The sequence below is a fragment of the Agromyces sp. NPDC058136 genome (assembly GCF_042884375.1).
Classification (GTDB): domain Bacteria; phylum Actinomycetota; class Actinomycetes; order Actinomycetales; family Microbacteriaceae; genus Agromyces.
Genome location: NZ_JBHVUA010000001.1, coordinates 723922 through 750726, shown reverse-complemented (window position 1 = coordinate 750726; position 26805 = coordinate 723922). Strand labels below are relative to the sequence as shown.

The following is a 26805-nucleotide window of genomic DNA, read 5'->3' as shown; positions in this document are numbered from 1 at the left end:
CTAGCATGTGGCCATGGTCACGGGGGTCAACGGGTCCTCCCCTCGGCGCGGGGTCGTCTTCGCCGTGCTCGCCGCCGCGATGCTGCTCCTCGTCGGCTGCCAGGAGGCGCCGCCCGAGCCGAGCGCGTCGCCGTCGGCCACCGCGACGCACCGGCCGGTCGGCAGCTCGCAGCCGACGCCGGTGGTGTTCTCCCCGCTGCGGGGCGCACCTGCCGCCGCGGGGACGCCGGAGCATCCCTCGCTCGCCGCCAAGATCGACAACCATGAGGAGGCACGGCCGCAGATCGCGTTGAACCGCACCGACCTGGTCTTCGAGGAACTGGTCGAGGGCGGGCTCACGCGCTACCTCGCGGTCTGGCACTCCGATGTGCCCGACGAGATCGGGCCGATCCGCTCCATCCGGCCGATGGACCCCGACATCGCCTCCCCGCTCGGCGGGATCATCGCCTACTCGGGCGGCCAGGAGCTGTTCGTCGACATGATGATGGCGACGCCGCTCGTGAACGTCGTCTTCGACTTCGACGACACCGGGCTCTTCTCCCGCGCCGACGAGCGGCCCGGCCCCCACGATGTGATCCTTGACGCGACCGAGACGATGGCGCGGAACGCGGCGCTCGCCCCGCCGCCCGTGCAGTTCGACTACGGCACCGCCGATCCGCTGGCGGACCCGGCGCTCGCCGCCGCGCCCACCTCGCACCTCGGGCTCGTCTTCGCGGAGGGGCGCATGCCGAGCTGGGACTGGGACGCCGCCACCTCGTCGTGGTTGCGCTCGCAGGACGGTGCCCCCGACCTCGAGGCGAGCGGGGAGCGCGTTCGGGCGACGAACGTCGTGACGCTGCGCGTCGGCATCGACTGGACGTACGGCGAGGTGCCCAAGACGGTGCTCATCGGCTCGGGGGAGGCCTGGGTCTCGGTCGGCGGCCGCACCGCGCACGGTACCTGGACGAAGGACGCCCAGACGTCGCCGATCGTGCTCACGGCCGATGACGGCTCGCCCCTGCGCCTCGCTCCGGGGAACACCTGGATCGAGCTCGTGCCCCAGGAGGGCGCGGTGTCGTTCGCGCCCTGAACCCGGGCTGCGGCGGAGCCGGCGGTGTTCGCGCTCGGCGTGCACGGGGCCGTCCTGCTCGCTTGCACTCGGGGCGGTCGAGTGCCAGAATCGATTTAGCACTCGCGCGATTTGAGTGCTAAATCACGAATCTTTGAAACGTCCGAGAAGGGACGAGAAACACACATGGCAAAGATCATTGCTTTCGATGAGGAGGCCCGTCGCGGTCTCGAGCGCGGCCTCAACACGCTCGCCGACGCCGTCAAGGTGACCCTCGGCCCGCGCGGCCGCAACGTCGTCCTCGAGAAGAAGTGGGGCGCCCCCACCATCACGAACGACGGCGTGTCGATCGCGAAGGAGATCGAGCTCGACGACCCGTACGAGAAGATCGGCGCCGAGCTCGTCAAGGAGGTCGCGAAGAAGACCGACGACGTCGCCGGCGACGGCACCACGACCTCGGTCGTGCTCGCCCAGGCGCTCGTGCGCGAGGGCCTCCGCAACGTCGCCGCAGGCGCCGACCCCATCTCGCTGAAGCGCGGCATCGAGAAGGCCGTCCAGGCCGTCGAGGCCGAGCTCCTCGCCAACGCGAAGGACGTCGAGACGAAGGAAGAGATCGCCGCCACCGCCTCGATCTCGGCCGCCGACGAGCAGATCGGCGCGCTCATCGCCGAGGCGATCGACAAGGTCGGCAAGGAGGGCGTCGTCACCGTCGAGGAGTCGAACACCTTCGGCACCGAGCTCGAGCTGACCGAGGGCATGCGCTTCGACAAGGGCTACCTGTCGGCGTACTTCGTCACCGACCCCGAGCGCCAGGAAGCGGTCTTCGAAGACCCCTACATCCTGATCGTCAACGGCAAGGTCTCGAACATCAAGGACCTGCTGCCCATCGTCGACAAGGTGATCCAGACCGGCAAGCAGCTGCTCATCATCGCTGAGGACGTCGACGGCGAGGCGCTCGCGACCCTGATCGTCAACAAGATCCGCGGCATCTTCAAGTCGGTCGCCGTCAAGGCCCCCGGCTTCGGCGACCGTCGCAAGGCGCAGCTCCAGGACATCGCGATCCTCACCGGCGGCCAGGTCATCTCGGAGGAGGTCGGCCTCAAGCTCGAGAACGTCACCCTCGACCTGCTCGGCCAGGCCCGCAAGGTCATCATCACCAAGGACGAGACGACCATCGTCGAGGGTGCCGGTGACGAGGAGGCCATCGCCGGCCGTGTCGCGCAGATCCGCAAGGAGATCGACAACACGGACAGCGACTACGACCGAGAGAAGCTCCAGGAGCGCCTCGCGAAGCTCGCCGGCGGCGTCGCCGTCATCAAGGCGGGCGCGGCCACCGAGGTCGAGCTCAAGGAGCGCAAGCACCGCATCGAGGACGCCGTCCGCAACGCGAAGGCCGCCGTCGAGGAGGGCATCGTCGCCGGTGGTGGCGTCGCGCTCATCCAGGCCGGCAAGACCGCCTTCGAGAAGCTCGAGCTCTCGGGCGACGAGGCGACCGGCGCGAACATCGTCAAGGTCGCCATCGACGCCCCGCTCAAGCAGATCGCCCTCAACGCCGGCCTCGAGCCGGGCGTCGTGGTCGACCGCGTGCGCAACCTCCCCGTCGGCCAGGGCCTCAACGCCGCGACCGGCGAGTACGTCGACATGCTCGCTGCGGGCATCAACGACCCGGTGAAGGTGACCCGTTCGGCGCTGCTCAACGCTGCGTCGATCGCCGGCCTCTTCCTCACCACCGAGGCCGTCGTCGCCGACAAGCCCGAGAAGAACCCGGTTCCGGCCGGCGACCCCACGGGTGGCATGGACTTCTAAGCAGGTCTCCAGCACAACGCGCGAAGGGCGCCTCCTCCGGGAGGCGCCCTTCGTCGTGCGTGGATGCTCCGTGCACGCCGCAGAACGTGCGCCGAGCCGTTGTCGGAACGTTGCCCTGGCACGCCCCGTCCGACCGATACGCTGACCACATGTCGAGACCCGAACCTCGACGATGGCTCACCCTCGTCATCGCCGCTTCCACTGTCGCGCTCCTCGCCGCCTGCGTCGCCGAGCCGCCGTCGCCCACTGTCGTCCCGACGCCGAGCCCGAGCGTCTCGGCTGAGCCCGTACCAGTCGACGCACCGACGCCCCGCTTCGCTGCCGGGTGCGAGGATCTCCTCCCGACGGCGTCGCTCCAAGCCTTCCTCGGCGACGGCGTGGCACCGCTCGCCGCCGTCGATCTCGGCGCGGTGAACTCGCCTGATGTATCGGCCGCGGCTCAGCTCGGCGCCCTCACATGCACGTGGGACGACGGTCGGCCCTCGACCGCATGGGTCGGCCCCGCCGCCGACGCGCAGTCGGTGCGGCTGCAGCTCGTGCCTGAGGCTGAAGCCGAGGCGCTCGCCTACGTGGACCTCTACGCGGGTCCCGACATCCCGGCGGGCTACGGGCCGGGCTCGCAGGGCCCGAGATGCGTCGTCTCCGAGGTCGACGCGTTCTGCGAGCTCCACGGCTGGATCGAGAACGCCTGGATCGAGCTCGTGCTGCAGGGCATCGTGCGGGAGGACGGAGATACCGACGCCTCGCTCGCGGCGGAATTCACGGCGATGACCGATGAGATGCTCGCCGCCCTCGGGGCCGGCGGAGTGACCGGCGCGGCGTGGATGCCTCCGAGCTCGGCGAACACGATCGACGAGTGCGCGCAGCTCACGACCGCCGAGGAGATCACCGAGGTGACGGGTCTGCCCGACCTGCGGTTCGGGCTCTCGTGGGACGGGCCGAGGGTCGGGCAGTACTGGTACGCCACCACCACCGCGGGGGCCCTGCGATGCACGATCGGGTTCACTGCCGGCGAGGCGAGCTACGGCACCGTCTCGGTGCTGCCGGGAGGCGACTGGCGGTACCTCCTCGAACGGGAGACCTGGCTGGCCGACGGCGGTGAGCCCGCCGGTGTCGCAGGTCTCGCCGCCGACGACTCGGTACTGCGTTGCGCCGACGACGAGGCGTCGTGCGTGCTCGATCTGCGTCTGGATCGCGACTGGCTCCGCATCTCGTTCCCGACGGTTCCGCCCGAGAGCGTCACGTACCTGCCCGAGGGAGTCGATTTCGCCGCGGCTCGGGCCTCGATCGTCGAGCTCGCGAACCGCATCGTCGCGAACGCGGGCTGACATGGGTCGTGCCGGACCCGGGCAAGGTCCGGCACGCACCCGTCGCGCTCAGCGCAGGAAGAGCCGCGCGTTCGCCTGCTCGGCGTCGGAGTACTGCGTCGCGGCGATGCCGAGTGCACGGCTCAGGCCGACGAGGCTCTGCTCCACTTGGAGCTGGGTCGTACGCCAGTCGGAGACCGCGCCCTGGAACGCGGTCGAGGCCTGACCCGACCACGATGACTGCAGGCCCGTCAGTTGCGAAAGCAGCGCCTGCACGTCGGTCTGGATGCGGCTGATCGTGCCCTGCGCGGTCTGGGTGGCTGCGGCGACCTGTTCGGCGTCGACGTGGTAGCTGGTCATCGGGGTGTCCCTTCGTTCGGTGTGCCCACACGCTATGTGCGGGCGCACCGGAGGAACGGCGGCGCCGGGCGGTCGTGGAGCGGAGCCCCCACGACCCCTCCTGTGGAGGAGGGGTCGACGCCGGGGTTCAGCCTTCGCTGAGCTGCTGCGGTGCGGCGGCCGAACCCGCGAGCGGCAGCATGACGCGGAACGTCGCTCCGCCGTCGGGCGTCTCGACGACGTCGACCGTGCCGTTGTGGGCCGCGACGATCGAGGAGACGATCGCGAGCCCGAGGCCCGAGCCGCCGGTCTCACGCGTGCGCGAGGTGTCGGCGCGCCAGAAGCGTTGGAAGATCTTCTCGCGGATCTGCGGCGGGATGCCCTCGCCGTGGTCGATGACCTCGACCATCGCGCGCTCGGCGTCGTCGTCGATCGACACGCGGATCTCGAGCGGGCTGCCGTCGTTCGTGAAGCGGATCGCGTTGCCCATCAGGTTCGTGATGACCTGACGGATCTTGTTCTCCTCGACGAGCACGAGGGCGCGTCGCACGGGCTTCGGGGTCGTCTCGGCGGCGTGCGCCGCGGCGGCCTCGGCAGCGGCGTCGGCGGCGGCGCGCTCGGCGGCCTTCGCCTCTGCCGCGGCGCGCGCGGTCTGGGTCGCGCTCGCGTTCTGGCGCTCGGCGCGCTTCGCGGCCTGCGCAGCAGCGGTGGCGGCGCGGCGGGCGGCCTGCGCCTCCTTGCGCGCGGCGGCCGCGGGCGACAGCTCGGTGCGGGGGCGGCGGCCGCGCAGGCGTGCCAGCGTGGCACCCGCGAACGAGACCGTGCCGGCGGGCGCGGCGCCCGTCGCAGCGCCTCGGGCGGTGCGGTCGAGTTCGACCTCGAGTTCGGGTGCGGCGTCGCTCGCGCCACCGTGATCGTCGAGTTCTTGGGGCGCGATCACCGTGACGGTGCGATCGGGGTGCGCGGCCATCGTGTCGAGCGCCGCATCGCGGGCGAGGGGAACGAGATCGACCTCGGCGAGCTCGAGCGGCTTCGCCTCGTCGAGGCGGGCGAGGGCGAGCAGGTCTTCGACGAGGCCGCCCATGCGGATGGCCTCCTTCTCGATCCGGTCCATCGCCTGGGCGACCTCGTCGGGCGACTGGAGCGCGCCCATGCGGTACAGCTCGGCGTAGCCGCGGACCGACACGAGCGGGGTGCGCAGTTCGTGGGAGGCGTCGCCGACGAAGCGCCGCATCTGGTCGATCGTGCGTGCACGGTCGCGGAACGCGCGATCGATGCGGTTGAGCATGGTGTTGAGCGAGCGGTTGAGCCGCCCGACCTCGGTGTTCGGGGTCGCGCCGCCGAGCCGCTGGCTGAAATCGCCGTCGGCGATGGCGGCGGCCGTGCGTTCGACCTCGCGGAGCGGGCCGAAGGTGTTCGTCACGAGCATGCGGGTGAGGAGGGCGCCGACGAGCACCACGCCGAGGCCGAAGCCGAAGAAGATCGTGAGGTAGACGGCGAGGAGCCGCTCGGTGTCCTTCGTGGAGACCGCGATCACGATCGGGACGAGGGTGCCGTGCGAGTCGGCCGTCATGAGGCCGGTGACCGCGCGGAAGGTGGGTTCGCCGTCGGCGTCGTCCAGCGGGAAGGTGGAGTACCCGCCCCGATTGCGTGCGGTGACCTCGGCCTGGGTCATCGTCTCGGGGAAGTCGGGCCACGTCTCCTCTGGGTGGTTCTCCCAGTTGTTGCGCTTGTACTCGCCGCTCGCCGTGTAGATGGCGACGAAGACGTCGTCTTTGGAGGAGAAGTCGAGCTGGTTGAGGTTCGTCTGCGCGCGCGGCTTGTCGGTGTCGATCTCGAAGTACCGCGACATGTCGCCCGAGGCGATGGCCTCGAGCTTCGAGCCCATCTGGTCCTCGACGTAGGAGCGCAGCATCGCCGCCGTGCCGATGCCCGAGACGAGCAGCCCGACCGTCAGCATGAGCACCGTCACTCCGGTGATCTTGGTGCGGAGCGAGATGCGGTTCCACCGCTCGAACAACGTCTGATTCATGGCGGGCCGAGTCTAGGCGGCGGAACCTGAGTCAGGGCTTGGAGGAGGACTTGAGCATGTACCCGAACCCCCGCTTGGTCTGGATGAGGGGCTCGGCGGAGTGCTGGTCGAGCTTGCGACGCAGGTACGAGATGTAGCTCTCGACGATGCCCGCGTCGCCGTTGAAGTCGTACTCCCAGACGTGGTCGAGGATCTGCGCCTTCGAGAGCACGCGGTTCGGGTTCAGCATGAGGTAGCGCAGCAGCTTGAACTCGGTGGGGGAGAGCTCGACGGGCACGTCGCCGACGAGCACCTCGTGGGTGTCTTGGTCCATCGTGAGCTCGCCGGTGCGGATGACCGCGTCTTCTTCGGCGTGCATGGTGCGGCGGAGGATCGCCTTGATGCGGGCCACGATCTCGTCGAGCGAGAAGGGCTTGGTGACGTAGTCGTCGCCGCCGACGGTGAGGCCGGTGATCTTGTCCTCCGTGTCGTCCTTCGCCGTCAGGAAGAGGATCGGCGCCGTGTAGCCCGCCGAGCGCAGGCGCTTGGTGACGCCGAAGCCGTTCATGTCGGGCAGCATCACGTCGAGGATGATGAGGTCGGGCTCCTCCTCGAGCACGGCCGAGATGGTCTGCGCGCCGTTGCCGACGGCGCGCACCGCGAAGCCCGCGAACCGCAGGCTGGTGGTGAGGAGGTCGCGGATGTTGGGCTCGTCATCGACGATGAGAATGCGAGGTCCGTCGCTCATGACTCGATTCTCTTGACGTTCGCTGAAACTTGGCTGTGAGTCGTGTGGGCGGCGGCTCAGCGAGGCTCTGCGACGATGCGGATGCAGCATCCGCCCGCGCCGGGATCGAGGTGGACGCGGCCGGCGTCGGCGCCGGTCTCGCGGGCCATGCCGCAGACGAGCGCGTGGTTCAGATCGCAGACCACGGCGGGGTGCTCGAGCGCGAGCCGGTGGAACGGGCAGGTGCCGAGGACGACGTCGGTCTCGTCGTCGCGCGGTTCGAACCCGGCGGCGTCGAGCGCGCCGGTGAGATCGTCGGATGCCTCGGCGAGCCGCCTCCCGGCCCGCTCGGCGGCGTCGTGGAGCGCTTCGCGCACGGGCACCTCGTCGCCGACCGCGCGGCCGATCGCCTCGGCCATGACCCGGCCGCCGAGTTCGTAGAGCCGCGTGGGCAGGTGCAGCGACACCTCGTCGTCGGCGCGGCGGTAGAGCTTCGCGGGCCGCCCGGCGCCCGGGCCCGTGCGGCCGGTGAGCCGACGCGACTCGGTGGTGAGGAGCCCCGCGTCGACGAGTCGGTCGAGGTGGAAGGCGGCGGTGCTGCGGGGCAGGGCGAGGGCCTCGGCGACGTGGTCGCGCCCGACGGCCTCGCTGCTGCGTGCCACGAGGCGGTAGACGCGTCGCCGCGCGGGGTCGGCGAGGGCGCCGACGGCGCGGATCGCGTCGGGCTCGTTCGTCGCAGCGCTGCCCATGCTCGGATCATATCTCTAAATGCAGTAATCATTGACAAAAGAATTTCGCGGGCCTAGCCTCGCAGCACGGGGATCGGAGGGAACATGACGTCGATCGAGTTCGCCGCAGCGGACGAGGTGCCGAGGCTCCACGCCGTCACCGACGACGAGGTGGGGGCGGCCGAGCACGTGATCGATCGCGCTGCCGCCGCCGATGCGGTGCGGTCCCTGCTCGCAGCCCTCGGCCGCGACGTCGAGAGCGAGCACCTCGCCGACACCCCTCGACGGGTCGCCGACGCCTACATCGAGCTGCTGACGCCGCAGTCGTTCACCCCGACGACCTTCCCGAGCGAGGGCTTCGGCGAGCTCGTTGTCGTCCGTGACATCCCGTTCGACTCGCTCTGCGAGCACCACCTGCTGCCGTTCCGCGGCGTCGCGCACCTCGGCTACGTGCCCGGCGACCGGATCATCGGGCTCTCGAAGCTCGCGCGGGTCGTGCTGCAGTTCGCCCGCGACCTGCAGGTGCAGGAGCGCCTGACGAAGCAGATCGCCGACCGGCTCGTCGAGGTGCTCGACCCCGCGGGCGTCGGCGTGGTGCTCGAGGCCGAGCACCTCTGCATGTCGCTGCGCGGCGTGCAGGTGCCGGGCACGCGCACGATCACGAGTTCCCTCGCGGGCGTCGTGCGCGACGACGACCGCGTCCGCCGCGAGTTCCTCGAGCGCTGCGGCATCACCAGGACGGAGCACTGAGATGAGCGACGACGCGATCGTGATCGTCGGCGGCGGTCTCACGGGGGCGCGGGCCGCCGAGGGTGCGCGGCAGGCGGGGCACACCGGTCCCATCGCCATCGTCGCGGGCGAGGACGCGATGCCCTACATTCGGCCGCCGCTGTCGAAGGGGTTCCTCACCGGCGCCGAGGGGCGCGACGCCGTCGACGTGCACCCGCCCGAGTGGTACGCCGACGAGCGCGTCGAAGTGCTGCGCGGCATCCGCGCGACCGCCCTCGACACGGATGCGCACCGACTGGGCCTCGCCGACGGCCGCACGCTCGACTACGGGCGGCTCCTCATCGCGACCGGTGCGAGCGCGCGGCGCTGGCGGGCACCCGGGGGCGAGCTCACGGGCGTGCACGTGCTGCGCACGATCGGCGACTCGCTCGCGCTGCGCGACGGGTTCACGAGCGCCGGCACCGGCGCGGGCGCCGACGGCGGCGACGCGGGCGGCGGACGGCGCATCGTGGCGATCGGCGCCGGCTGGATCGGCCTCGAGGCGACGGCCGCCGCGCGCGGCTACGGCGACGAGGTCACCGTCATCGCGCCCGAGCGGGTGCCGCTCGCCGCCGCCGTCGGCGACGCGGTCGGCGAGGTGTTCGGCGAACTGCACCGGGCCCACGGCGTCGACCTCCGCATGTCGACGGGGGTCGCGGCCATCCGCGGCGAGGGCGGCCGGGTCACCGGCGTCGAGATCGACACCGGCGAGGTCGTGCCCGCCGAGCTCGTGCTCGTCGGCATCGGCGCGGTGCCCGAGACCGGCCTCGCCGAGGCGGCCGGGCTCGAGGTGCAGAACGGCATCGTCGCGGATGCCTCGTTCCGGACGAGTGCCGACGACGTCTTCGCCGCCGGCGACGTCGCGAACGTGTACCACCCGGTGCTGCAGGCGCATCAGCGCGTCGAGCACTGGGCCAACGCCGAGCACGCGGGCCTCGCCGCGGGCCGCGCGCTCGCCGGCGAGCACGTCCGGTTCGCCGACATCCCGTACTTCTACACCGACCAGTACGATCTCGGCATGGAGTACTCGGGCTACGGCACGCTCGCCGCCGGCATCGACCCCGTGTTCCGCGGCGACCGGGAGGCGCGCGAGTTCATCGCGTTCTGGCAGCGCGACGGCCGTGTCGTCGCCGGCATGAACGTCAACGTGTGGGACGTCAACGAACAGGTGCAGCAACTCATCCGTTCGGGGGCGCCTCTCGACCGGGCCCGCCTCGCCGACCCCGCCGTGCCGCTCGAGCAGCTCGTCGCCGAGGCATCCGCGTGACCGCTGCAGTGCCCCTCGGCTGGGCCGACCCGAACCTCACGGACCCGGTTCGCCTGATCGCCGGGCGGGAGGTCGACTTCGCACGATCGATCGCGATCATGGCCGTCGTGAACCGCACCCCCGACTCGTTCTACGACCGCGGCGCGACCTTCGGGCTCGACGCCGCCGTCGCGGCCGCGCACCGGGCGATCGACGCTGGGGCCGCGTGGATCGACATCGGCGGCGCGAAGTTCGGCCCCGGCCCCGCGATCCCCGTGGCCGAGGAGATCGACCGCGTCGTGCCCGTCGTCGCCGCACTCGCCGATGCGGGTGCCGCGCTCTCGGTCGACACCTTCCACGCCGAGGTCGCCGCAGCGGCCATCGCCGCGGGGGCGCACGTCATCAACGACACGACGGGGGTGCACGACCCCGCGCTCGCCGAGGTCGTCGCCGACTCCGACGCCACGCTCGTCATCACCCACAGTCGGGCCGAGCCGCGCCAGTGGTTCCCGAAGCCGCAGTATGACGACGTCGTCGGCGAGATCTCGGCGTTCCTCGAGGAGCGCACCGCCCTCGCCGTCTCGCGCGGCGTGCCCGAGCACCGGATCGTGCTCGACCCCGGGCACGACCTCAACAAGAACACCCTGCAGACCCTCGAACTCACCCGTCGCTTCGGCGAGTTCACGCGCCTCGGGTTCCCGCTCGTCGCCGCGGTCTCGAACAAGGACTTCATCGGCGAGAGCCTCGACCGCGATCGCGGCGAACGCCTCGCCGGCTCGCTCGCGGCCGCCGTGTTCTGCGCCGCGCAGGGGGCGCGCATCCTGCGCATGCACAACATCCCCGAGTCGGTCGACGCGGCACGCATGATCGAGGCGATCATGGGATGGCGCGAGCCCGCCTACCTCAAGCACAACGTCGTCGACGGCCCGAACGAGGAACCATGAGCGGGGCGGGCGGCGGCGCGCGCGTCGACCGGGCCCAGCTCGTCGACGCGTACGCGCTGCCCGAGCGGAACTCCCCGTCCGTCCGCATGAACTTCGTCATGAGCCTCGACGGCGCCGTGACCCTCGACGGTCGCTCGGGCGGGCTCGGCGACGACGCCGACCGGCTCGCGATGGACGTGCTGCGGAGCCTCGCCGACGTCGTGCTCGTCGGCGCGGGCACGGTGCGGGCCGAGGGCTACGGCGGGCTCGGCGTCTCGCCCGAGGGCGTCGCATGGCGTCGCGCGCACGGACTCGCCGACGAGCCCCGGCTCGCGATCGTCTCCGCCTCGCTCGACCTCGAACCGGGGCTCCCCGTGTTCGCCGAGGCGACGCGGCGGCCGATCGTCGTCACCGGCGAGGCATCCGACCCCGGGCGTCGCACCGCCCTCGCCGCCGTCGCCGACGTGCTCGTCTGCGGCGAGACCGGCGTCGACCCGACCGCGATGCGCGACGCGCTCGCCGCTGCCGGGCTGCCGCAGGTCCTCTGCGAGGGCGGCCCGCACCTGTTCGCCTCGCTCATCGAGGTCGACGCCGTCGACGAGCTGTGCCTCAGCCTCAGCCCGCTGCTCGTCTCGGGCGACGCCGGGCGCATCACCGCGGGCGGGCACGAGCACGCGCGTCGCATGCGGCTCGTCCACGCCCTGCCCGCGGGCGACCTGCTGCTCCTCCGCTACGCGCGACTGCGCGGCTGAGGCGACGCGCTCGAGGCGACGGCTCAGGCGGCGGGGTCGAGGGTGTGCGCGTCGAGGATCGTGTACGAGTACCCCTGCTCGGCGAGGAACCGCTGCCGGTTCTGCGCGAAGTCCTGGTCGACGGTGTCGCGCGAGACGAGGGTGTAGAAGTTCGCGCTGAGCCCCGACTCCTTCGGGCGGAGCAACCGGCCGAGGCGTTGCGCCTCCTCCTGGCGCGAGCCGAACGAGCCCGAGACCTGGATCGCGACCGTCGCCTCGGGCAGGTCGACCGAGAAGTTCGCCACCTTCGACACGACGAGCACCTGGGTCGTGCCGTCGCGGAACTCCTGGAAGAGCCGCTCGCGTTCGTCGACCGGCGTCGAACCGGTGAGCTGGGGGGCGCCGAGCGCCTCGGCGAGCTCGTCGATCTGGTCGAGGTACTGCCCGATCACGAGGATGCGCTCGCCCGCGTGCCGGGCGACGAGCTCCTTCACGACGCCGAGCTTCGCGGGCGCGGTCGCGGCGAGGCGGTAGCGCTCGTCATCGGCGGATGCCGCGTACGCGAGCCGCTCGGACTGGGGCAGGTCGATGCGCACCTCGAAGCACGCCGCAGGGGAGATGAAGCCCTGTGCCTCGATCTCCTTCCACGGGGCGTCGAACCGCTTCGGGCCGATGAGCGAGAACACGTCGCCCTCGCGGCCGTCCTCCCGCACGAGCGTCGCGGTGAGACCGAGCCGGCGGCGCGCCTGCAGCTCGGCCGTGAGCTTGAACACCGGGGCCGGCAGCAGGTGCACCTCGTCGTAGACGACGAGGCCCCAGTCGAGCGCGTCGAGGAGCGCGAGGTGGGCGTACTCGCCCTTCCGCTTGGCGGTGAGGATCTGGTAGGTCGCGATCGTGACCGGCTTGACCTCCTTCACCTGCCCCGAGTACTCGCCGATCTCCTCGGGGGTGAGGCTCGTGCGCTTGAGCAGCTCGTCGCGCCACTGGCGGGCGCTCACGGTGTTCGTGACGAGGATGAGGGTGGTCGTCTTCGCGGTCGCCATCGCACCCGCGCCGACGAGGGTCTTGCCCGCACCGCACGGCAGCACGACGACGCCCGAGCCGCCCTCGAAGAAGTTGTCGACGGCGTGCTGCTGGTAGTCGCGCAGCTGCCAGCCCTGCTCGTCGAGCGAGATCTCGTGCGGGGTGCCGGGCGTGTAGCCCGCGAGGTCCTCGGCGGGCCAGCCGAGCTTCACGAGCTCCTGCTTGAGCTGCCCGCGAGCCCAGGGCTCGACGAGGAAGCTGCGCTCGTCGAGTCGGTCGGTGAGCAGCGGCGCGATGCGCTTCGCGTGGGCGACCTCGGTGAACACGGCGACGTCGTCGCTGCGGAGCCGCAGCGCGCCGTCGTCGGTGCGGTCGATCACGAGGCGACCGTAGCGCCCCACGGTCTCGCGCATGTCGACCGAGACGGTCTGCGGCACCGGGAACTTCGCGTACCGTTCGAGCGTGCCGAGCATGTCGTCGGCGTCGTGGCCGGCGGCGCGCGCGTTCCACAGCCCGAGTCGGGTGATGCGGTACGTGTGCACGTGCTCTGGTGCGCGCTCGAGCTCCGCGAAGACCGCGAGGTCGTGCCGGGCGTCCTCGGCGAGGGGATGCGCGACTTCGAGCAGCACGGTTCGGTCGCTCTGCACGATGAGGGGGCCGTCTGACATAACCGCCGAGTCTACGCCCGCTTCGTGGGAGGGCGTCAGAACTCGGCGGGCGCCGGCCCGACCGAGGCGATCGCCGAGAGCGGCAGCGTGCGCTCGATGTCGGCCTTGCGATCGCGCGCCCGGAGCCGGCCGTTCGCGACGCTCGCCGGTGCGAGCAGGTAGTCGGCGGTGTCGCCGCCCGGCATCCGCACGGTGACGGTCAGCGTCTCCTTCGAGCGGGCGGCGGCCTCGAGCTGTCGGGAGAGCCACGCCCGCTCGGCGTCGCCGTCGCCCGGCTGCTCCTCCGCCATGCGGTCGAGGAGGGTCGCGATCGGGTCGCCCGCGGGCGCCGCGACCGGTGCGGGTGCGAGCCGGTGACGCTGCAGCCGGATGATCTCGCCGTCGGCGTCCTCGGCGGCGACCGGGTACTTCGCGTCGGAGAGCGCCCAGAACACGACGTCGGGGGTGAACCGGGAGAGCAGACGGTGCGCGCCCGTCTGGCGCAGCGCGAGCGAGGAGATCGACTGGTCGACGGCGAGCGTGCGGATGAGCTGCTCGTCGTCGGAGCGGATCGAGGCGCGCGCCGGAGCGTCGGCCTCGGGCGCCGCCGAAACGCGCACCGAGCCGAACCGCTCGGCGGCCTCGGCGACGAGATAGGCGAGCGGCTGCGGGATGCCGGTGAGCGACAGCGCGCCCAGGAACTCGAGGATCGAGTCGGCCGTCTCGCCCGCGGCGAGACCGCGATTCACGGATGCCGCGCTCACGCGATACGTGGAGGCGAGGTCGCGGGCCTCGATGTCGGCGACCCCCCGAAGCCGGCCGTCGAGTGCGGGCTCGAGCGGACCGGGCGCGACGATCGAGAGATCGTGCTGCAGGTAGACGCGATCGACCTGCGCCGGGAAGTGCGCCGCGACGAGCGCGGCGGCACCGTCGAGCTCGCCGCCGAGCACGAGGCGACCCGCCTCGACCGGTTCTCCGGACACGGCGAGTCCGAGGGCCTCGGCCTCGCCGAACAGGCGTTCGAGGCCGTCGTCGAGCCACTGGCCGGCAGCGGGGTAGAGCCAGCGCACGTCGTCGCGCAGCGCGGCCGCGGTGAGCGGGTCGCTGCGACGGGCGACGAGACGGCGCAGCGCCTCGGGGATCCGATCGCGCCAGCACTCGGCGAGCCGCTGCCAGCGGTCGCGCGCCGACCCGAGGGACCACTCCGCGCCGCGGTCGGACTCGAGCCAGTAGGCGCCGTCGCGTGCGACGAGCCCGGCTTCGTCGGCGCGGCGGAAGAGCTGCGGCAGCGCGTCGAGCTCGGTGCCGCTCGCCTCGGCGAGTCGCTTCGAGTCGGGCAGCGCGATCCCGCCCTTCGCGAGTTCGCGCGCGGGCTGCACCCCGAGGGCGGCGAGGAGCTCGGCGGTCGCCGTCACGGTCGCGTACGCCGCCTCGGAGGAGCGGCGCTCGAGCAGACTGCGGTCGACGCCGTCCCCGGTGACGAGCACCGGGGGCGCAGGCGACGCCAGCTCGCCGGCGGTCGGCAGGTCGACGCCGAGGCGCGGCACGAGCCGTGCGCCGACCGCAGCGGGCACGTGCACCCGCTCGTCTCGTCGCACCACGAGGAGGGACTCGGACAGCCGATCGAGGAGTTCGCCCGTGGCATCCGCCCTGGCGGGCACCGCGCCGAGCCTCGCGATCTCGGTGCGCACCTGCTCGACCGTGCTGTCGCCCGCGCCGTCGGCGAGCGTCGCGGCGACGGCGAGCACTGCGAGCCTGGGGCGGTCGAGGCGACCGAGCGCCTGATCGAGCGAGTCGGGGGAGAGGAGGGCCTCAGCCAGATCGAAGAGATCGTGGATGCCGGTGGTCTCGAACTCGCGCGTCCGCAGTGCTGCGGCGAGATCTTCTCGCGTCAGCTCGCGGAGTCGTGCGGCGAGTTCGAGCATCGTCCCCGTTCAGCTCGTTCCGGACCGTGCTTCGCGCGAGCGCCGCACGCTGCTCATGATGAGCAGCACGATCAGGAGCAGGAACGCGATCGGGAGGGCGAACAACGGCAGGATCGTCACGACCGGCCAGATGCCCTCGCCCATCTCCTGGCGGCTCACGCCGGAGACGGTGCCGATCATGACGGCGAAGAAGCAGACGATCGACAGCCCGACGATCGCCGCGAACATGACCGCGAGGATGCGCTCCGCGCGATGCTCGGAGATGGGGCCGGAATCGCTCACCTCTCCAGACTAGGGCAGCCGGGCCCCGTACGGGGGCGCGGGACTCTAGACTGGTGGAGAACGGCGCGTTGCTTTCGGCGCGCCGTGCGACGTATAAGCGAGGTTTTCACGATGCCCACCGGCAAGGTCAAGTTCTACGACGAGGACAAGGGTTTCGGCTTCATCAGCGGCGATGACGGCCAGGAGGTCTTCCTCCATGCATCCGCCCTGCCCGCCGGCGCGACCGTGCGTGCGGGCAGCCGCCTCGAGTTCGGCGTCGCCGAGGGCAAGCGCGGCGCGCAGGCCCTCTCGGTCCGGGTGCTCGACACGCCGGTGAGCCTCACCAAGATCAACCGCAAGCCCGCCGACGACATGGCGATCATCGTCGAAGACGTCGTGAAGGTGCTCGACGGCATCGGCGCCGACCTCCGACGCGGCCGCTACCCCGAGAAGTCCAAGGCGCGCACCGTGGCCGCGGTGCTGCGCAAGGTGGCTGACGACCTGGATGCCTGAGACCCCCGAGCCCCAGCCCGAGGCCGCCCCGGCCGAGACCGTCGAGACCGCGGTGGTCGTCGACGAGCTCGCCGCGCCCGCGGATGCCACGGCGGACGCCGAGCCCGAGCCCGAGCCCGCTCCGCTCGTGGCCGACGAGGTGCTGCTCGCCTCGGTCGACCTCGCACGTCGGGTGCTGCTCGAGGTGACCGCTCCCGAGACGGTCGGGTCGGTCGTCGGCCACGTCGTCGACGGCGAGCACGTGCTGAGCCTGCTCTTCGCCTCCGACCTCGCCGGGTACCCCGGCTGGCGGTGGAGCGTGACGATCACCCGCATCGACGACGACGAGCCGACCGTGCTCGAGACCGAGCTCATGCCGGGCGAGCAGGCGCTGCTCGCACCCGAGTGGGTGCCGTGGTCCGAGCGGCTCGCCGAGTACCGGGCCGCGCAGCAGGCGGCGGCCGAGCTCGCCGCGGCCGAAGGTGCCGAGGCCGAGGGCGACGAGGCGTTCGAGGGCGACGAGCTCGACGACGACGAACTGTCCGACGACGAGGACGACCTCGACGACGACTCGCACGACGACGACGATGACGACGCGCACGACGACGAGCACCTCTCGCACGACGACGACGTCGACGGGGTCGACATCGACGCCTTCGACGACGACGAGTCGGACGACGTCGCCGATGATGAGTCGGACGACGACGAGTCGGACGACGTCACCGACGATGAGCCGGACGACGACGACGCGGTGACCCCGACCGCATAGCCGGTCAGGCGGGGCCCGAGCGCCCTTCGTCGGGCGCTCGGCGCGCCCGCCTCCGGGTCAGCTGCACGACGACGAGCCCGGCGAGCCCGAGCGCGACGCCGACGATCGCGGCGGTCGTGAGCCACGCGAGGCCCGCGTCCTCCAACCGATCGCGGAACACCAGACATCCGGCGAGCACCACGAGCCATCCGACCGTGCCCGCGACGACCGCCTTGCGCGCGTCGGCTCTGGCCGGCGCCGGGTCGGGCCGACGCTCGTCCTCGCCGAGCCAGAGGCGCACCCGCTCAGATCCGTTCGAGGACGTGGTCGATCGAGGAGATGAGCTTGCGGACGTCGTCGGGCTCGATCGCCGTGAAGGTGGCGATCCGCAGCTGGTTGCGGCCGAGCTTGCGGTACGGCTCGGTGTCGACGACACCGTTCTCGCGCAGCACCTTCGAGACCGCAGCGGCGTCGACCGAGTCGTCGAAATCGATGGTCACGACGACCTGCGAGCGATCGGCGGGGTCGACGACGAAGGGGGTCGCGACGCTCGAGGCCTCGGCCCAGTCGTAGAGGAGCCCCGACGACTCGCGGGTGCGTGCGTCGGCCCAGGCGAGACCGCCCGAGGCGTTGATCCAGTCGATCTGGTTCTCCATCAGCAGGAGGGTCGAGAGCGCCGGGGTGTTGAGGGTCTGCTCGAGGCGCGAGTTGTCGACCGCGTTCTTCAGCGAGAGGAACTCGGGGATGTACCGGCCCGAGGCGGCGACGCGCTCGATCCGCTCGATCGCGGCGGGCGACATCAGCGCGAACCACAGGCCGCCGTCGGCGGCGAAGTTCTTCTGCGGGGCGAAGTAGTAGACGTCGAACTCGCGGGCGTCGACGGCGGCGCCGCCCGCCGCGCTCGTCGCGTCGATGACGGTGAGCGCGCCCTCGTCGCCCGAGACGCGGGTGACGGGCGCCTGCACGCCGGTGGAGGTCTCGTTCTGCGGCCAGGCGTACACGTCGAAGCCGGGTGCGGCCTCGACGCGGGCGCTCGTGCCGGGGGCGGCGGTGCGGACCTCGGGGGCCTCGAGCCACGGCGCGCCGGCGGCCTTCGCGAACTTGGCGCCGAACTCGCCGAAGGAGGCGAGCTGCGCGCGGCGCTCGACGAGCGACACGGCCGCCGAGTCCCAGAAGGCGGTCGAGCCGCCGTTGCCGAGCACGACCTCGTAGCCCTCGGGCAGCGAGAAGAGCTCGGCGAGGCCCGAACGCACGCGGCCGACGAGGTTCTTCACGGGGGCCTGGCGGTGCGAGGTGCCGAGGATCGCCGGGCCGAACTCGGCGAGGTGCGCGAGCTGTTCGGGGCGGACCTTGGACGGCCCGCAACCGAAACGTCCGTCGGCGGGCAGCAGGTCAGCGGGAATCACGATGCTCGGCATGGCGTCGAGTCTACCGAGAGGGTGGTGCCCGGTAGGCTTGATGACGGGCTGCGACGCAATACGGGAGGACACCGCGTGACCGATCTGATCGATACGACCGAGATGTACCTGCGCACGATTCTCGACCTCGAAGAGGAGAACATCGTGCCGCTGCGTGCGCGCATCTCGGAGCGGCTCGGTCACTCTGGCCCGACGGTCTCCCAGACGGTCGCGCGCATGGAGCGCGACGGGCTCGTCGTCGTCTCGGGCGACCGCCACCTCGAGCTGACCGCCGAGGGGCGTTCGAAGGCCGTGCACGTCATGCGCAAGCACCGGCTCGCAGAGCGACTGCTCGCCGACGTCATCGGGCTCGAGTGGGAGTACGTCCACGACGAGGCCTGCCGCTGGGAGCACGTCATGAGCGAGCAGGTCGAGCGCCGCCTCATCGAGATCCTCGGCGGACCGAAGGAGTCGCCGTACGGCAACCCGATCCCCGGCCTCGAAGAGCTCGGGCTGCCGCCGGCCGATCCGTTCATGTCGGGCGTCGTCAACGTGATCGACGCGGTCGCCGACCGCGACGAGCCCGTCCGCGGCACCGTTCGCCGGCTCGGCGAGCCCGTGCAGTTCGACCCCGAACTGCTGGGGCAGCTCAAGCAGGCCGGCGTCATGCCCGGTGCGCCCGCGAGCTTCAGCCGTGCGGGCGGCTACGTGCTCGTCGAGGTCGACGGCGCCGACGGCGGCATCGAACTGCCGAGCGACGTCGCAAGCCACCTCTTCATCAGCATCTGAGCGCACTGCGACGGTCCTCGTGCACTCGCCCGAGGCATCCGATCTCGGCCGCGCCGTGATCGAAATGTGACATTCGGGCACTCCTCGCGTACCCTCGTACGAGTCCGCCGGCACGAAGCCAGCCGGAGGGCCAGGGTCGAGACGCTCCCAGCGACTCACCGCTCGACCCGGTACCCGTGAAGCGCCCCCGCGCGCATCAGGTGAGACGGCACCCGGTGTCGTGGGGCGACGGAGGTACATTTTGGCTCGTTTCACCCCGCGCCGTCCCCGAAGGACCCGCGCTCGCGGAGCCGCTACGAAGGCGATCATCGCCGCGAAGGCCCCGATTTCCCCCACCACCCCCCAGACGAACGACCTCGCGAAGGCGGTCTCGGCGGCGCCGTTGCCCTCGACCCGGCGTCTGCGCCGCGGCGGCCTCGCGAACATCCTCGTGATGACCGCGGCAGCCGGCATCGTCGGCACGCTGGCGATCCCGGCCTACGCGATCGCCCCCGGCAGCGTCGGCCCGCAGTTCGGCGAGACCGACGCGACCCGCCTGTCGAAGGCGCAGGCGCAGAGCGTCGAGGTGACCGACGACGTCATCGCGGCCCCGGTCGCGACCGACGGGTACGCCGCCGTCTCCGGCGAGGACATCCGCGCCGCAGCCGAGGCGGCCGCGGCCGCCGAGCAGGCGCGCGTCGCCGCCGAGACGGCGATGACCTCGTACGCCGCGGGCTACAGCGGCCCATCCGTCGGCGACTTCCTCGCCAATCCGCCGTACCCGAGCTTCGACCTCGCGAGCGTGTACAGCGTCGCCACGCAGTACATCGGCGTGCCGTACGTCTACGGCGGCGCCACGCCCGCCGGCTTCGACTGCTCGGGCTTCGTGATGTACGTGTACGCGCAGTTCGGCGTCAGCATGCCGCACTCCTCGGCTGGTCAGGGCGCCATGGGCACCACGATCTCCGAGGCCGACGCGCAGCCCGGCGACCTCGTCATCATGGACGGCCACGACGGCTTCTACGCCGGCAACGGCATGATCCTGCACGCGCCGTACGAGGGCGCCGCGGTGCGCGTGCAGCCGATCTGGACGAGCTCCTACCGGATCGTTCGCATCGGCATCTGAACGTGAACAGCGCGTGTCCTCCACGCGACGAACGGCGCGCCGGGAGTTCCCGGGGCGCCGTTCGTGCTCTACCCTGAAACCCTGACGATCCGAGAACCGGGCAGGTGAAGCCGATGGTGAAGGCGCACAGCATCCATTCCACGGGTGCGCGCGCGCAATTCGACCAACGGCGCAGCAGTCAGCCGAGTTCCATCCGCGCGAACGCGCCGACGGGCACTGTCTTCATGACGGTGCCCGTTTTTCGTTCTCCGGGCGGTACCGGCTGCGCCTCCGTCCGCGTTCATCAGCCCATCGGGGGCTCGTTCCGGTCGTCGCATCCTGCACGCGGCTGGAAGCCATCCAGCACCGATCGGAAGGCCTCCCATGCGCACCCTCGTGCTCAACGCCGGATATGAACCCCTCGCGGTCGTCTCCTTCAAGCGGGCGCTCCTGCTCGTGATGAACCAGAAAGCGACGGTCATCCTCCGCGAGGAGGGCAATCCGGTCTGCGCCGCGAGCGGCAACTGGGACCGGCCGAGCGTCATCATCCTCACCCGCTACGTCCGGGCGCCGCGCGCGCACCACGTGCCGGTGAGCCGACGCGGCGTGCTGCGGCGCGACGAACACCGATGCGCCTACTGCGGCCGGGCGGCCGCGACGATCGACCACGTGCTGCCGCGCTCCCGCGGGGGCCGCGACACCTGGGAGAACCTCGTCGCCTGCTGCCTGCGCTGCAACAACACGAAGAGCGACCGCACGCCCGCCGAGATGGGTTGGGAGCTGCGCTTCACGCCGAAGATGCCGAACGGCCGGAGCTGGGCCGTGCGCGGGGTCGAGCGGCCGATGCCGCAGTGGAGCGAGTACCTCGCCATGGCCGCCTGAGCCGAAGCGCGTCATCGTGACAAGATCCGCCGCGGTGCCCTAGGGTAGGTCGGGTGCGGACCGCCCCCCGAGATCCCGAGCATGGTCGTCGTCGACGCCCCGAAGCCACTGTTCCGACCCCTCGCGCAGCACGTCGCAACGGCCCGATGCGGGTCATGGCCACCGTGCTCGTCGTGCCGGCGATCGTCGGCACCGTCGCCCTCCCGGCCTACGCGATGATGCCGAGCGGCACCGAGTTCGGGGCATCCGGCGATTTCAGCCTGAGCCGCGCTCAGGCGCAGGACGTCTCGGTCGGCGCGCTCGCGAACGGCGCCTCGATCGTCTCCGACGGCTACGCCGTCACGACGAAGGCCTCGCTCGAGGAGGCGCGGCTCGCCGCCGAGCAGGCCGAACGCTCGCAGTGGGCCTCGAACCTCGCCTCGCGCGGCAACGGCGCCTACGCCCTGTACACGGTGCGCGCCGAGGGCGACGACTACCCCTGGTGGGACCAGCTGCCAGATGACTACGGCGGCGGGCTCTCACCGCTGCGCTACTACTACCGCGAGTGCGTCGACTTCGTCGCCTGGCGACTCAACCGCGACGCCGGCGCCACCAGCGCCCCGTGGAAGTGGGACTGGTCGAACCTCGCCTCGGGCAGCGCGTACGCGTGGGCCGACGCCTGGGCGAACAAGGGCTGGCCGACTTCGTCGACGCCCGTCGTCGGCGCGGTGGCCTGGTTCCCGTACAACCACGTCGCGTACGTGCAGTCGATCAATGCCGACGGTTCGGTGAACATCGAGGAGTACAACCAGAACTCCGACCACTCGTACCATCGGCGCACGATCCCCGCGAGCGGGGCGTTGTACCTCTACCCGCCCGTCTGAGTCGGCGGTCGCCCCGCGCAGCGCGCGTCGACTCGGTCGACCCGCGCGCTCAGGACGCGCGCGCTCAGGGCACGCGGGCGAGGCACGCCGGCGACGGCGTCGCGATCGTGTCGACGAGTTCGACGGGCGCGCCCGCGTCGTCGAGCGCGATGATCGCGATGGAGTCGGAGCCCTGATCGGCGACGAGCGCGAATCGCTCGTCGTGGCTGAGTTCGAGGTCCCGGGGGTGCCGCCCGCCGGTCGCGACGGTCGCGACGAGTTCGAGGGTGCGCGCGTCGCGGTCGAGGCGGAGGCCGCGGAGGGCGTCGGCGTCGCGGTCGCCGATGAGGACGAGGTCGCCGCGGGTGAGCTTGATCGCCGAGCAGCCGAGCCCGCGCGGCTCGGTGTCGGGGCCGATCGGGAACCAGGCGAGCTCGCGACCCTCGACGAGGTCGATGACGCTCGCGGTGCGGTCGAGTTCGTTCGCGGTGACGGCGAGGTCGCCCGCGACGACGAGGTGCCGGGGGCCGGCCCCGGCGTGGATCGCGATGTCGGCGCCCTCGTCGTGCGAGAGCGCCTCGGGGAGTCGGCCGAGGCCGACGACGCGGATGCGGTCGGCGCCGAGGTCGGGGACGAGCAGCCGGTCCCGGTCGTGGTCGAGCACCGCCTGGTGCGGGTGCGGGGCCGACTGCCGATCTGCGTCGGGACCCGAGCCCGAGAACGACGTGCGGAGCACGGTGTCGGCTGGGGCGTCTGGGGCGAGCGGGTGCACGGTGACCTCCGCGCCCGAGTAGTTCGCCGCGAACGCGAGCTCGCCCGACTCCGTGAACGCCAGGTGGCAGGGGTCGCCGCCCGTCACGCCCACCCGGCCGAAGGGGGCGAGGCCGTCGCCTTCGAAGGTCCAGCTCGAGATACGGCCGTCGGCGAGCTCGTGCACGATGCCGAGCACGCCCGCGGCGCCCGAGACGGCGAGGAACATGGGGTTCGGCCCGACGTCGATCGGCTCGCCGAGCGTCGCGCGTCCTCGGGCGTCGAGGTCGAGCGAGCGGATGCCGCGCGCCGCCGAACCCAATGCCCCGACCGTCGATGCGCCAACCCAGAACCTCGTCGTGCCCGCCTCGACCACTGCCGTCTCCGTTCTCGCGGCAGCGCCGCACCTCTGCGCGCACGCCGCGCGCCGCCGATCACGCTACCGGAGTGCCATAGACTCGTACGACCGGCCTCTGTAGCTCAATGGAAGAGCAACTCCGTCCTAAGGAGCAGGTTGGGGGTTCGAGTCCCTCCAGGGGCACCGATGGGTGCTGGCCCGGGTGTCGACGGCCTGGTGAATCCAAATCCCGAATGTTCGGCGCGTGTCCACCCCCGAACGGGGGGTCTGCGATGCTACGGTCGAAGGACTCAGCAGCGACGGCGGCGACGATGTTTCGGGTACATCGCCTCCTCGGTACCGTCGCCACCGAGTGCGACGGGGAAGGGAGCCGGGGGGCAACACTCTCTTCCTCGCCTTGCGACGCGTGTGCCATCGGGCGTACGCCATCGCCGGGTTCGCGACCTACCCGCGTGGTCCGGTGATGGCCGGGTCGGCGATTCCCCCTCGCCGGCCCGGCGGCCCTCTCCCTGCTCGGGCGCCCGCCGTGGTGCGGCCCCGCTCAGCCGCCGATGAGCCCGCGCAGGTCGTCGGCGGTGAGCGACTCGCTGAAGAGCTCGTCGTCGTCCATGAGCGAGGAGACGAGCGCGGCCTTCTTCGCCTTGAGCGCCATGACCTTCTCCTCGATCGTTCCCTCGGCGACCATGCGGTAGACCATGACGGTCTTCGACTGGCCGATGCGGTGGGCGCGGTCGACGGCCTGCGCCTCGCTCGCGGGGTTCCACCACGGGTCGAGGAGGAACACGTAGTCGGCCTCGGTGAGGTTGAGGCCGAACCCGCCGGCCTTGAGACTGATGAGGAACACGGGGGCGTCGCCCGTGCGGAACCGATCGATGACCTCGCTGCGCCGACGGGTCGAGCCGTCGAGGTACGCGTAGGGCACGCCGGCCGCCTCGAGGCGCGCGGCCGCGAGCTCGAGGAACGAGGTGAACTGGCTGAACACGAGCGCCCGGTGCCCCTCGGCGATGACCTCGTCGAGCTGGTCGAAGAGGGCGTCGAGCTTCGCCGAGGGCACGTCGGCGTACTGCTCGGAGTCGATGAGGGCGGCGTGCAGGCTCAGCATCCGCAGCAGGGTCAGTGAGCGGAACACGGTGAAGCGGTTGCGGTCGAGGTCGTCGATGAGGCCGAGCAGCTTCTGCCGTTCGCGCTGCAGGAACGTGTCGTAGATGCGGCGGTGCGCCGGGTCGAGCGCGACCTGCAGCACCTGCTCCTGCTTCTCGGGCAGCTCGGGGGCGACGAGTTCCTTCGTGCGGCGCAGCACGAGCGGGCGGATGCGGCGGCGCAGGGTCGCGAGGCGTTCGGCGTTGTGGTCGATCTCGATGGGGCGGCGGTAGCGTTCGGCGAAGGCGCGCCCCGACGGGAAGAGCCCGGGGGCGACGATGCGCAGCAGCGCCCACAGTTCCATCAGGTTGTTCTCGACGGGCGTGCCGGTCACGGCGAGCCTGAACGGCGCCCGGATGTCACGGGCCGCCTGGTTCGCCTTCGAGTTGCCGTTCTTCACGAACTGGGCTTCGTCGAGCACGAGCCCCGACCAGTCGAGTTCGGCGAATGCGTCGGCGTCGAGTCGCAGGATGGCGTAGCTCGTGACCACGAGGTCGGCGCCCTCGACGAGTTGCGCGAGCGGGCGGCGGCTCGCCGCCTGCGTCGCCGTGACGGTCGCGACGCGCAGGCCGGGGGCGAAGCGTTCGGCCTCGCGCGCCCAGTTCGACACCACGGAGGTGGGCGCCACGACGAGGAACGGCGGGGCAGCGGCATCCGACTGCGCCTTCGCATGCGTGATGAGCGCGAGGGTCTGCGCCGTCTTGCCGAGTCCCATGTCGTCGGCGAGGATGCCGCCGAGCCCGTGCCGATGGAGGAACGCGAGCCAGCGGAAGCCCTCGAGCTGGTAGGGGCGCAGCTCGATCGCGAAGCCCTCGGGCTGCGGGATCGGTTCGATGCCCTCGGGGGCGTTCAGCCCCTTGACCGTCTCGCGCCACGACACCGCCGCGGCCGACTCGTCGGCGAGGTCCTCGAACTCCGCCCACAGGCTCGTCTGCGTGCGGTGGATGGGGAGCTCGCCGGCGTCCCACTCGTCGAGCGAGCCGGCCTCCTCGAGGAGCTCGCGGAGCGGCGCGAACACGGGGTGCAGCAGTGAGAGGTAGCTGCCGTCGACGAGGAGGAGCTTCTTGCGTCCGTGCGACAGCGCGCTGAACAGCGGACCGAACGGCACCTTCTTGCCCTCGACGGTCACGATGACGCCGAGGTCGAACCAGTCGGTGCGCTCGCTCTCGACGGTCGTGACGGTGAGCTTCGGCGCCTCGGTGAGCTCGCGGTACTCGGGTGCCTCGCCGACGACCTCGACGCGCAGCTGCGCGATCTCCTCGAGGCGCGGGAGCACGCGGGTCGAGAACTCGGCGGCCTCGACACCGCGCAGCACGACGGTCGATCTGAGCTGCGCGGATGCCACGGCGCCGGCCTCGCGACGGGAGCCACGGGGGCCGACGGGGCGGAGGAGGGGCGCGCCCGCGGGCTCCTCGGCGGCGACGGCCGCGGCGAGCTCGGCGGGGCGGCGTTCGTTCGCCGGGTCGTGGAACTCGGCGTCGGGTGCATCGAAGGGGAGGCGTGCGCCGCCGTCGGTCTGCCACTCCCACGAGAGGCGCAGCAGGTGACCGGGTTCGTGCACGACGGTCGCGACGAGGGTCGCGGGCGGCAGCGCGGGGAGCTCGACGGCGGGATCGGCGCTCGTGACCCGGACGGCGCGCGCGAGCCGCGGGTAGGCCTCACGGGCGAAGTCGTCGACCTCGTCGGCCGGCACGACGATCGGCTCGGTGCGGCGCACCGCCTGCCGCGCGGCGGGCGTGAGCGGCACCGCGAGCGGGGCGAGTGCGATCCGGCCGGCGGCGAAGTCGAAGACGTAGGCGCCGTGGTCGGCGATGAGGCGGGCGCGGCGGCTCGGGTGGCGTTCGCCGTCGAGCGTGACGGTCGGGACGAGCTCGAGCCCTGCGGGCGCGTCGGTCTCGTCGGGTGTGATGTCGGTGTCGGTATCGTCGTCGGGGGTCACGGCCGTGTCGTCGTCCGCCGGCTCGGCGAGGCGCACGTCGAGGCTGATCTCCGCGGCATCCGCCACCGTGATCTCGACGTTCGCGCTCGTGCCGACGAGCGCGATGCCGAGCGACGGGGCCTGCGCGAGCAGCGACCAGAGCGTCGCGCTCTCGTACGAGTCGAGCGGGATCCACCCCGTGCCGACCTCGGCGAAGCCCGAGTGCCGGGCGCCCTTCAACATCGAGAACTCGCCGAACCAGCGCGCCTGCCGGGGATCGAAGCCGCCCGCCCGCCCCTGGAACCCGACGTTCTGCCAGGTCAGGTTCGCCTTGATCCACCCGCCGCGCGCGCCGCGGGTCACGGGGCGCACCGCGAGCCGATCGACCGAGGCCTCGCTCGTCGCCGCCTCGTCGCGCGCCGCCTGTCGGCTGCCGCGGCGTTCGACGCGTTCGCGGAGTTCGAACTGCAGGGCGAGCGGCTGGCGCAGCGCAGCCTCCGCCGTCGAGTGGTCGCCGTTCGCCGTCAGGGCGCCGAGCTCGGCCCGCCAGCCGTGACCGCCCTCGCCCGGGAGCTCCTCGGCGGGGGCCGCGAGCTCCTGCTTGTGCCGCTCGGCAGAGGCCAGGAGCACCGCCGCGACGTGCTTGCAGTTGCGGCCCACCGGGCAGCTGCACGTGCCCGACAGGATCGTCGTGCGGCCGGGGATCCCGAGATCGAGTCGCACGTTGACCCGGTACGACTCGGCGCTCGTGCCGCGCACCACCGCGCCCAGGCGGAACCCCGACGCCTCCCAGACGAGCTCCTCGACGCCGCCGGCCCGCTCGATCGTGCGCCCGCGACTGAGGCTCAGCGGGCCGACGAGACGGGCGATCGCGAGTTCCTCGACGGGCGGGAAGGAGTCGGAGGGCATCCCTCT

At 71.8% G+C, this 26805-nt stretch carries 24 protein-coding genes and 1 tRNA gene; 14 read left to right on the top strand and 11 right to left on the bottom strand.

From position 1 onward, the window contains the following. Positions 1-13: 13 nt before the first annotated feature. The 3 genes from ACFVTX_RS03565 (at position 14) to ACFVTX_RS03555 (ending at position 4182) form a co-directional block, all read left to right on the top strand. On the top strand, positions 14-1069 hold the full coding sequence (locus ACFVTX_RS03565; RefSeq protein ID WP_386898091.1) for a DUF3048 domain-containing protein: 1056 nt from the start codon (positions 14-16) through the stop codon (positions 1067-1069). A 165-nt stretch (positions 1070-1234) separates the two neighbouring features. Then, positions 1235-2854 carry a chaperonin GroEL gene (gene groL, locus ACFVTX_RS03560; RefSeq protein WP_386898090.1) on the top strand — a complete coding sequence of 540 codons (1620 nt, stop codon included), beginning with the start codon at positions 1235-1237 and terminating at the stop codon, positions 2852-2854. 149 nt (positions 2855-3003) lie between these two features. Then, complete coding sequence (locus ACFVTX_RS03555) at positions 3004-4182, top strand: hypothetical protein (RefSeq protein ID WP_386898089.1); 1179 nt, start codon at positions 3004-3006, stop codon at positions 4180-4182. 48 nt (positions 4183-4230) lie between these two features. On the opposite strand, the gene ACFVTX_RS03550 is transcribed toward ACFVTX_RS03555, so the two are convergent. From ACFVTX_RS03550 to ACFVTX_RS03535, 4 genes are all read right to left on the bottom strand, one after another. Continuing rightward, a complete protein-coding gene (locus tag ACFVTX_RS03550; RefSeq protein WP_386898087.1) occupies positions 4231-4521 on the bottom strand; it encodes a WXG100 family type VII secretion target in 291 nt (96 codons plus the stop codon). 127 nt (positions 4522-4648) lie between these two features. Continuing rightward, positions 4649-6532 carry an ATP-binding protein gene (locus ACFVTX_RS03545; protein ID WP_386898085.1) on the bottom strand — a complete coding sequence of 628 codons (1884 nt, stop codon included), beginning with the start codon at positions 6530-6532 and terminating at the stop codon, positions 4649-4651. A gap of 31 nt (positions 6533-6563) precedes the next feature. Then, on the bottom strand, positions 6564-7259 hold the full coding sequence (locus ACFVTX_RS03540) for a response regulator transcription factor (protein WP_022889907.1): 696 nt from the start codon (positions 7257-7259) through the stop codon (positions 6564-6566). Positions 7260-7315: 56 nt separating this feature from the next. Beyond that, positions 7316-7987, bottom strand: coding sequence for a helix-turn-helix transcriptional regulator (locus ACFVTX_RS03535; RefSeq protein WP_386898083.1), 672 nt, complete (start codon positions 7985-7987; stop codon positions 7316-7318). An 84-nt stretch (positions 7988-8071) separates the two neighbouring features. Here ACFVTX_RS03535 and folE point away from each other — a divergent pair, with 84 nt between their 5' ends. Genes folE through ACFVTX_RS03515 form a run of 4 tightly spaced genes read left to right on the top strand, consistent with a single transcriptional unit; the run spans position 8072 to position 11655 of the window. Continuing rightward, positions 8072-8716, top strand: coding sequence for a GTP cyclohydrolase I FolE (folE, locus tag ACFVTX_RS03530; protein WP_386898081.1), 645 nt, complete (start codon positions 8072-8074; stop codon positions 8714-8716). 1 nt (position 8717) lies between these two features. Next, entirely contained in the window at positions 8718-10001 is a 1284-nt protein-coding gene (locus ACFVTX_RS03525; RefSeq protein WP_386898080.1) for an NAD(P)/FAD-dependent oxidoreductase, read from the top strand. Next, on the top strand, positions 9998-10924 hold the full coding sequence (gene folP / locus ACFVTX_RS03520) for a dihydropteroate synthase (RefSeq protein WP_386898079.1): 927 nt from the start codon (positions 9998-10000) through the stop codon (positions 10922-10924). The genes ACFVTX_RS03525 and folP overlap by 4 nt, the downstream gene beginning before the upstream one ends. Then, positions 10921-11655, top strand: a complete 735-nt coding sequence (locus ACFVTX_RS03515) for a pyrimidine reductase family protein (RefSeq protein ID WP_386898077.1) — start codon at positions 10921-10923, stop codon at positions 11653-11655. Before folP ends, ACFVTX_RS03515 begins: the two co-directional genes overlap by 4 nt. Before the next feature lie 23 nt (positions 11656-11678). Here ACFVTX_RS03515 and ACFVTX_RS03510 read toward each other — a convergent pair whose 3' ends face one another. The 3 genes from ACFVTX_RS03510 to ACFVTX_RS03500 are packed head-to-tail and all read right to left on the bottom strand — an operon-like array spanning position 11679 to position 15511. Further along, the gene (locus ACFVTX_RS03510) at positions 11679-13325 is read right to left on the bottom strand and encodes a DNA repair helicase XPB (RefSeq protein WP_386898076.1); all 1647 of its coding nucleotides are present in this window, start codon (positions 13323-13325) and stop codon (positions 11679-11681) included. Positions 13326-13360: 35 nt separating this feature from the next. Next, positions 13361-15229 (bottom strand): helicase-associated domain-containing protein, encoded by a 1869-nt coding sequence (locus ACFVTX_RS03505; RefSeq protein ID WP_386898074.1) that lies wholly within the window; start codon positions 15227-15229, stop codon positions 13361-13363. Positions 15230-15238: 9 nt separating this feature from the next. Further along, positions 15239-15511, bottom strand: a complete 273-nt coding sequence (locus ACFVTX_RS03500) for a multidrug ABC transporter ATPase (protein WP_386898072.1) — start codon at positions 15509-15511, stop codon at positions 15239-15241. Between the two features lie 111 nt (positions 15512-15622). Between ACFVTX_RS03500 and ACFVTX_RS03495 the strand changes: the two genes are divergently transcribed. Together ACFVTX_RS03495 and ACFVTX_RS03490 are read left to right on the top strand one after the other, a co-directional pair. Then, the gene (locus ACFVTX_RS03495; protein WP_386898070.1) at positions 15623-16003 is read left to right on the top strand and encodes a cold-shock protein; all 381 of its coding nucleotides are present in this window, start codon (positions 15623-15625) and stop codon (positions 16001-16003) included. Beyond that, positions 15996-16751 carry a DUF3027 domain-containing protein gene (locus ACFVTX_RS03490; RefSeq protein WP_386898068.1) on the top strand — a complete coding sequence of 252 codons (756 nt, stop codon included), beginning with the start codon at positions 15996-15998 and terminating at the stop codon, positions 16749-16751. The genes ACFVTX_RS03495 and ACFVTX_RS03490 overlap by 8 nt, the downstream gene beginning before the upstream one ends. Positions 16752-16755: 4 nt before the next feature. Here the strand turns inward: ACFVTX_RS03490 and ACFVTX_RS03485 are convergent, their stop codons facing one another. Both ACFVTX_RS03485 and serC read right to left on the bottom strand, forming a co-directional pair. Continuing rightward, positions 16756-17031 (bottom strand): DUF2530 domain-containing protein, encoded by a 276-nt coding sequence (locus tag ACFVTX_RS03485; protein WP_386898066.1) that lies wholly within the window; start codon positions 17029-17031, stop codon positions 16756-16758. Positions 17032-17035: 4 nt separating this feature from the next. After that, positions 17036-18148: a phosphoserine transaminase gene (gene serC, locus ACFVTX_RS03480; protein ID WP_386898064.1), complete on the bottom strand. Its 1113-nt coding sequence runs from the start codon at positions 18146-18148 to the stop codon at positions 17036-17038. Positions 18149-18223: 75 nt separating this feature from the next. Between serC and ACFVTX_RS03475 the strand changes: the two genes are divergently transcribed. The 4 genes from ACFVTX_RS03475 to ACFVTX_RS03460 all read left to right on the top strand — a co-directional run bounded on the left by ACFVTX_RS03475 (position 18224) and on the right by ACFVTX_RS03460 (position 21745). Further along, the gene (locus ACFVTX_RS03475) at positions 18224-18916 is read left to right on the top strand and encodes an iron dependent repressor, metal binding and dimerization domain protein (protein ID WP_386898062.1); all 693 of its coding nucleotides are present in this window, start codon (positions 18224-18226) and stop codon (positions 18914-18916) included. Between the two features lie 433 nt (positions 18917-19349). After that, a complete protein-coding gene (locus ACFVTX_RS03470) occupies positions 19350-20021 on the top strand; it encodes a C40 family peptidase (protein ID WP_386898060.1) in 672 nt (223 codons plus the stop codon). A 363-nt stretch (positions 20022-20384) separates the two neighbouring features. After that, entirely contained in the window at positions 20385-20882 is a 498-nt protein-coding gene (locus ACFVTX_RS03465; protein ID WP_386898059.1) for an HNH endonuclease, read from the top strand. A 155-nt stretch (positions 20883-21037) separates the two neighbouring features. Beyond that, a complete protein-coding gene (locus ACFVTX_RS03460) occupies positions 21038-21745 on the top strand; it encodes a CHAP domain-containing protein (RefSeq protein WP_386898057.1) in 708 nt (235 codons plus the stop codon). Between the two features lie 64 nt (positions 21746-21809). On the opposite strand, the gene ACFVTX_RS03455 is transcribed toward ACFVTX_RS03460, so the two are convergent. Next, positions 21810-22850 (bottom strand): lactonase family protein, encoded by a 1041-nt coding sequence (locus tag ACFVTX_RS03455; protein ID WP_386898056.1) that lies wholly within the window; start codon positions 22848-22850, stop codon positions 21810-21812. A 93-nt stretch (positions 22851-22943) separates the two neighbouring features. Between ACFVTX_RS03455 and ACFVTX_RS03450 the strand changes: the two genes are divergently transcribed. Continuing rightward, positions 22944-23015, top strand: a tRNA-Arg gene (locus ACFVTX_RS03450). 358 nt (positions 23016-23373) lie between these two features. Here the strand turns inward: ACFVTX_RS03450 and ACFVTX_RS03445 are convergent. After that, complete coding sequence (locus ACFVTX_RS03445) at positions 23374-26799, bottom strand: SNF2-related protein (protein WP_386898055.1); 3426 nt, start codon at positions 26797-26799, stop codon at positions 23374-23376. Positions 26800-26805 lie beyond the last annotated feature (6 nt).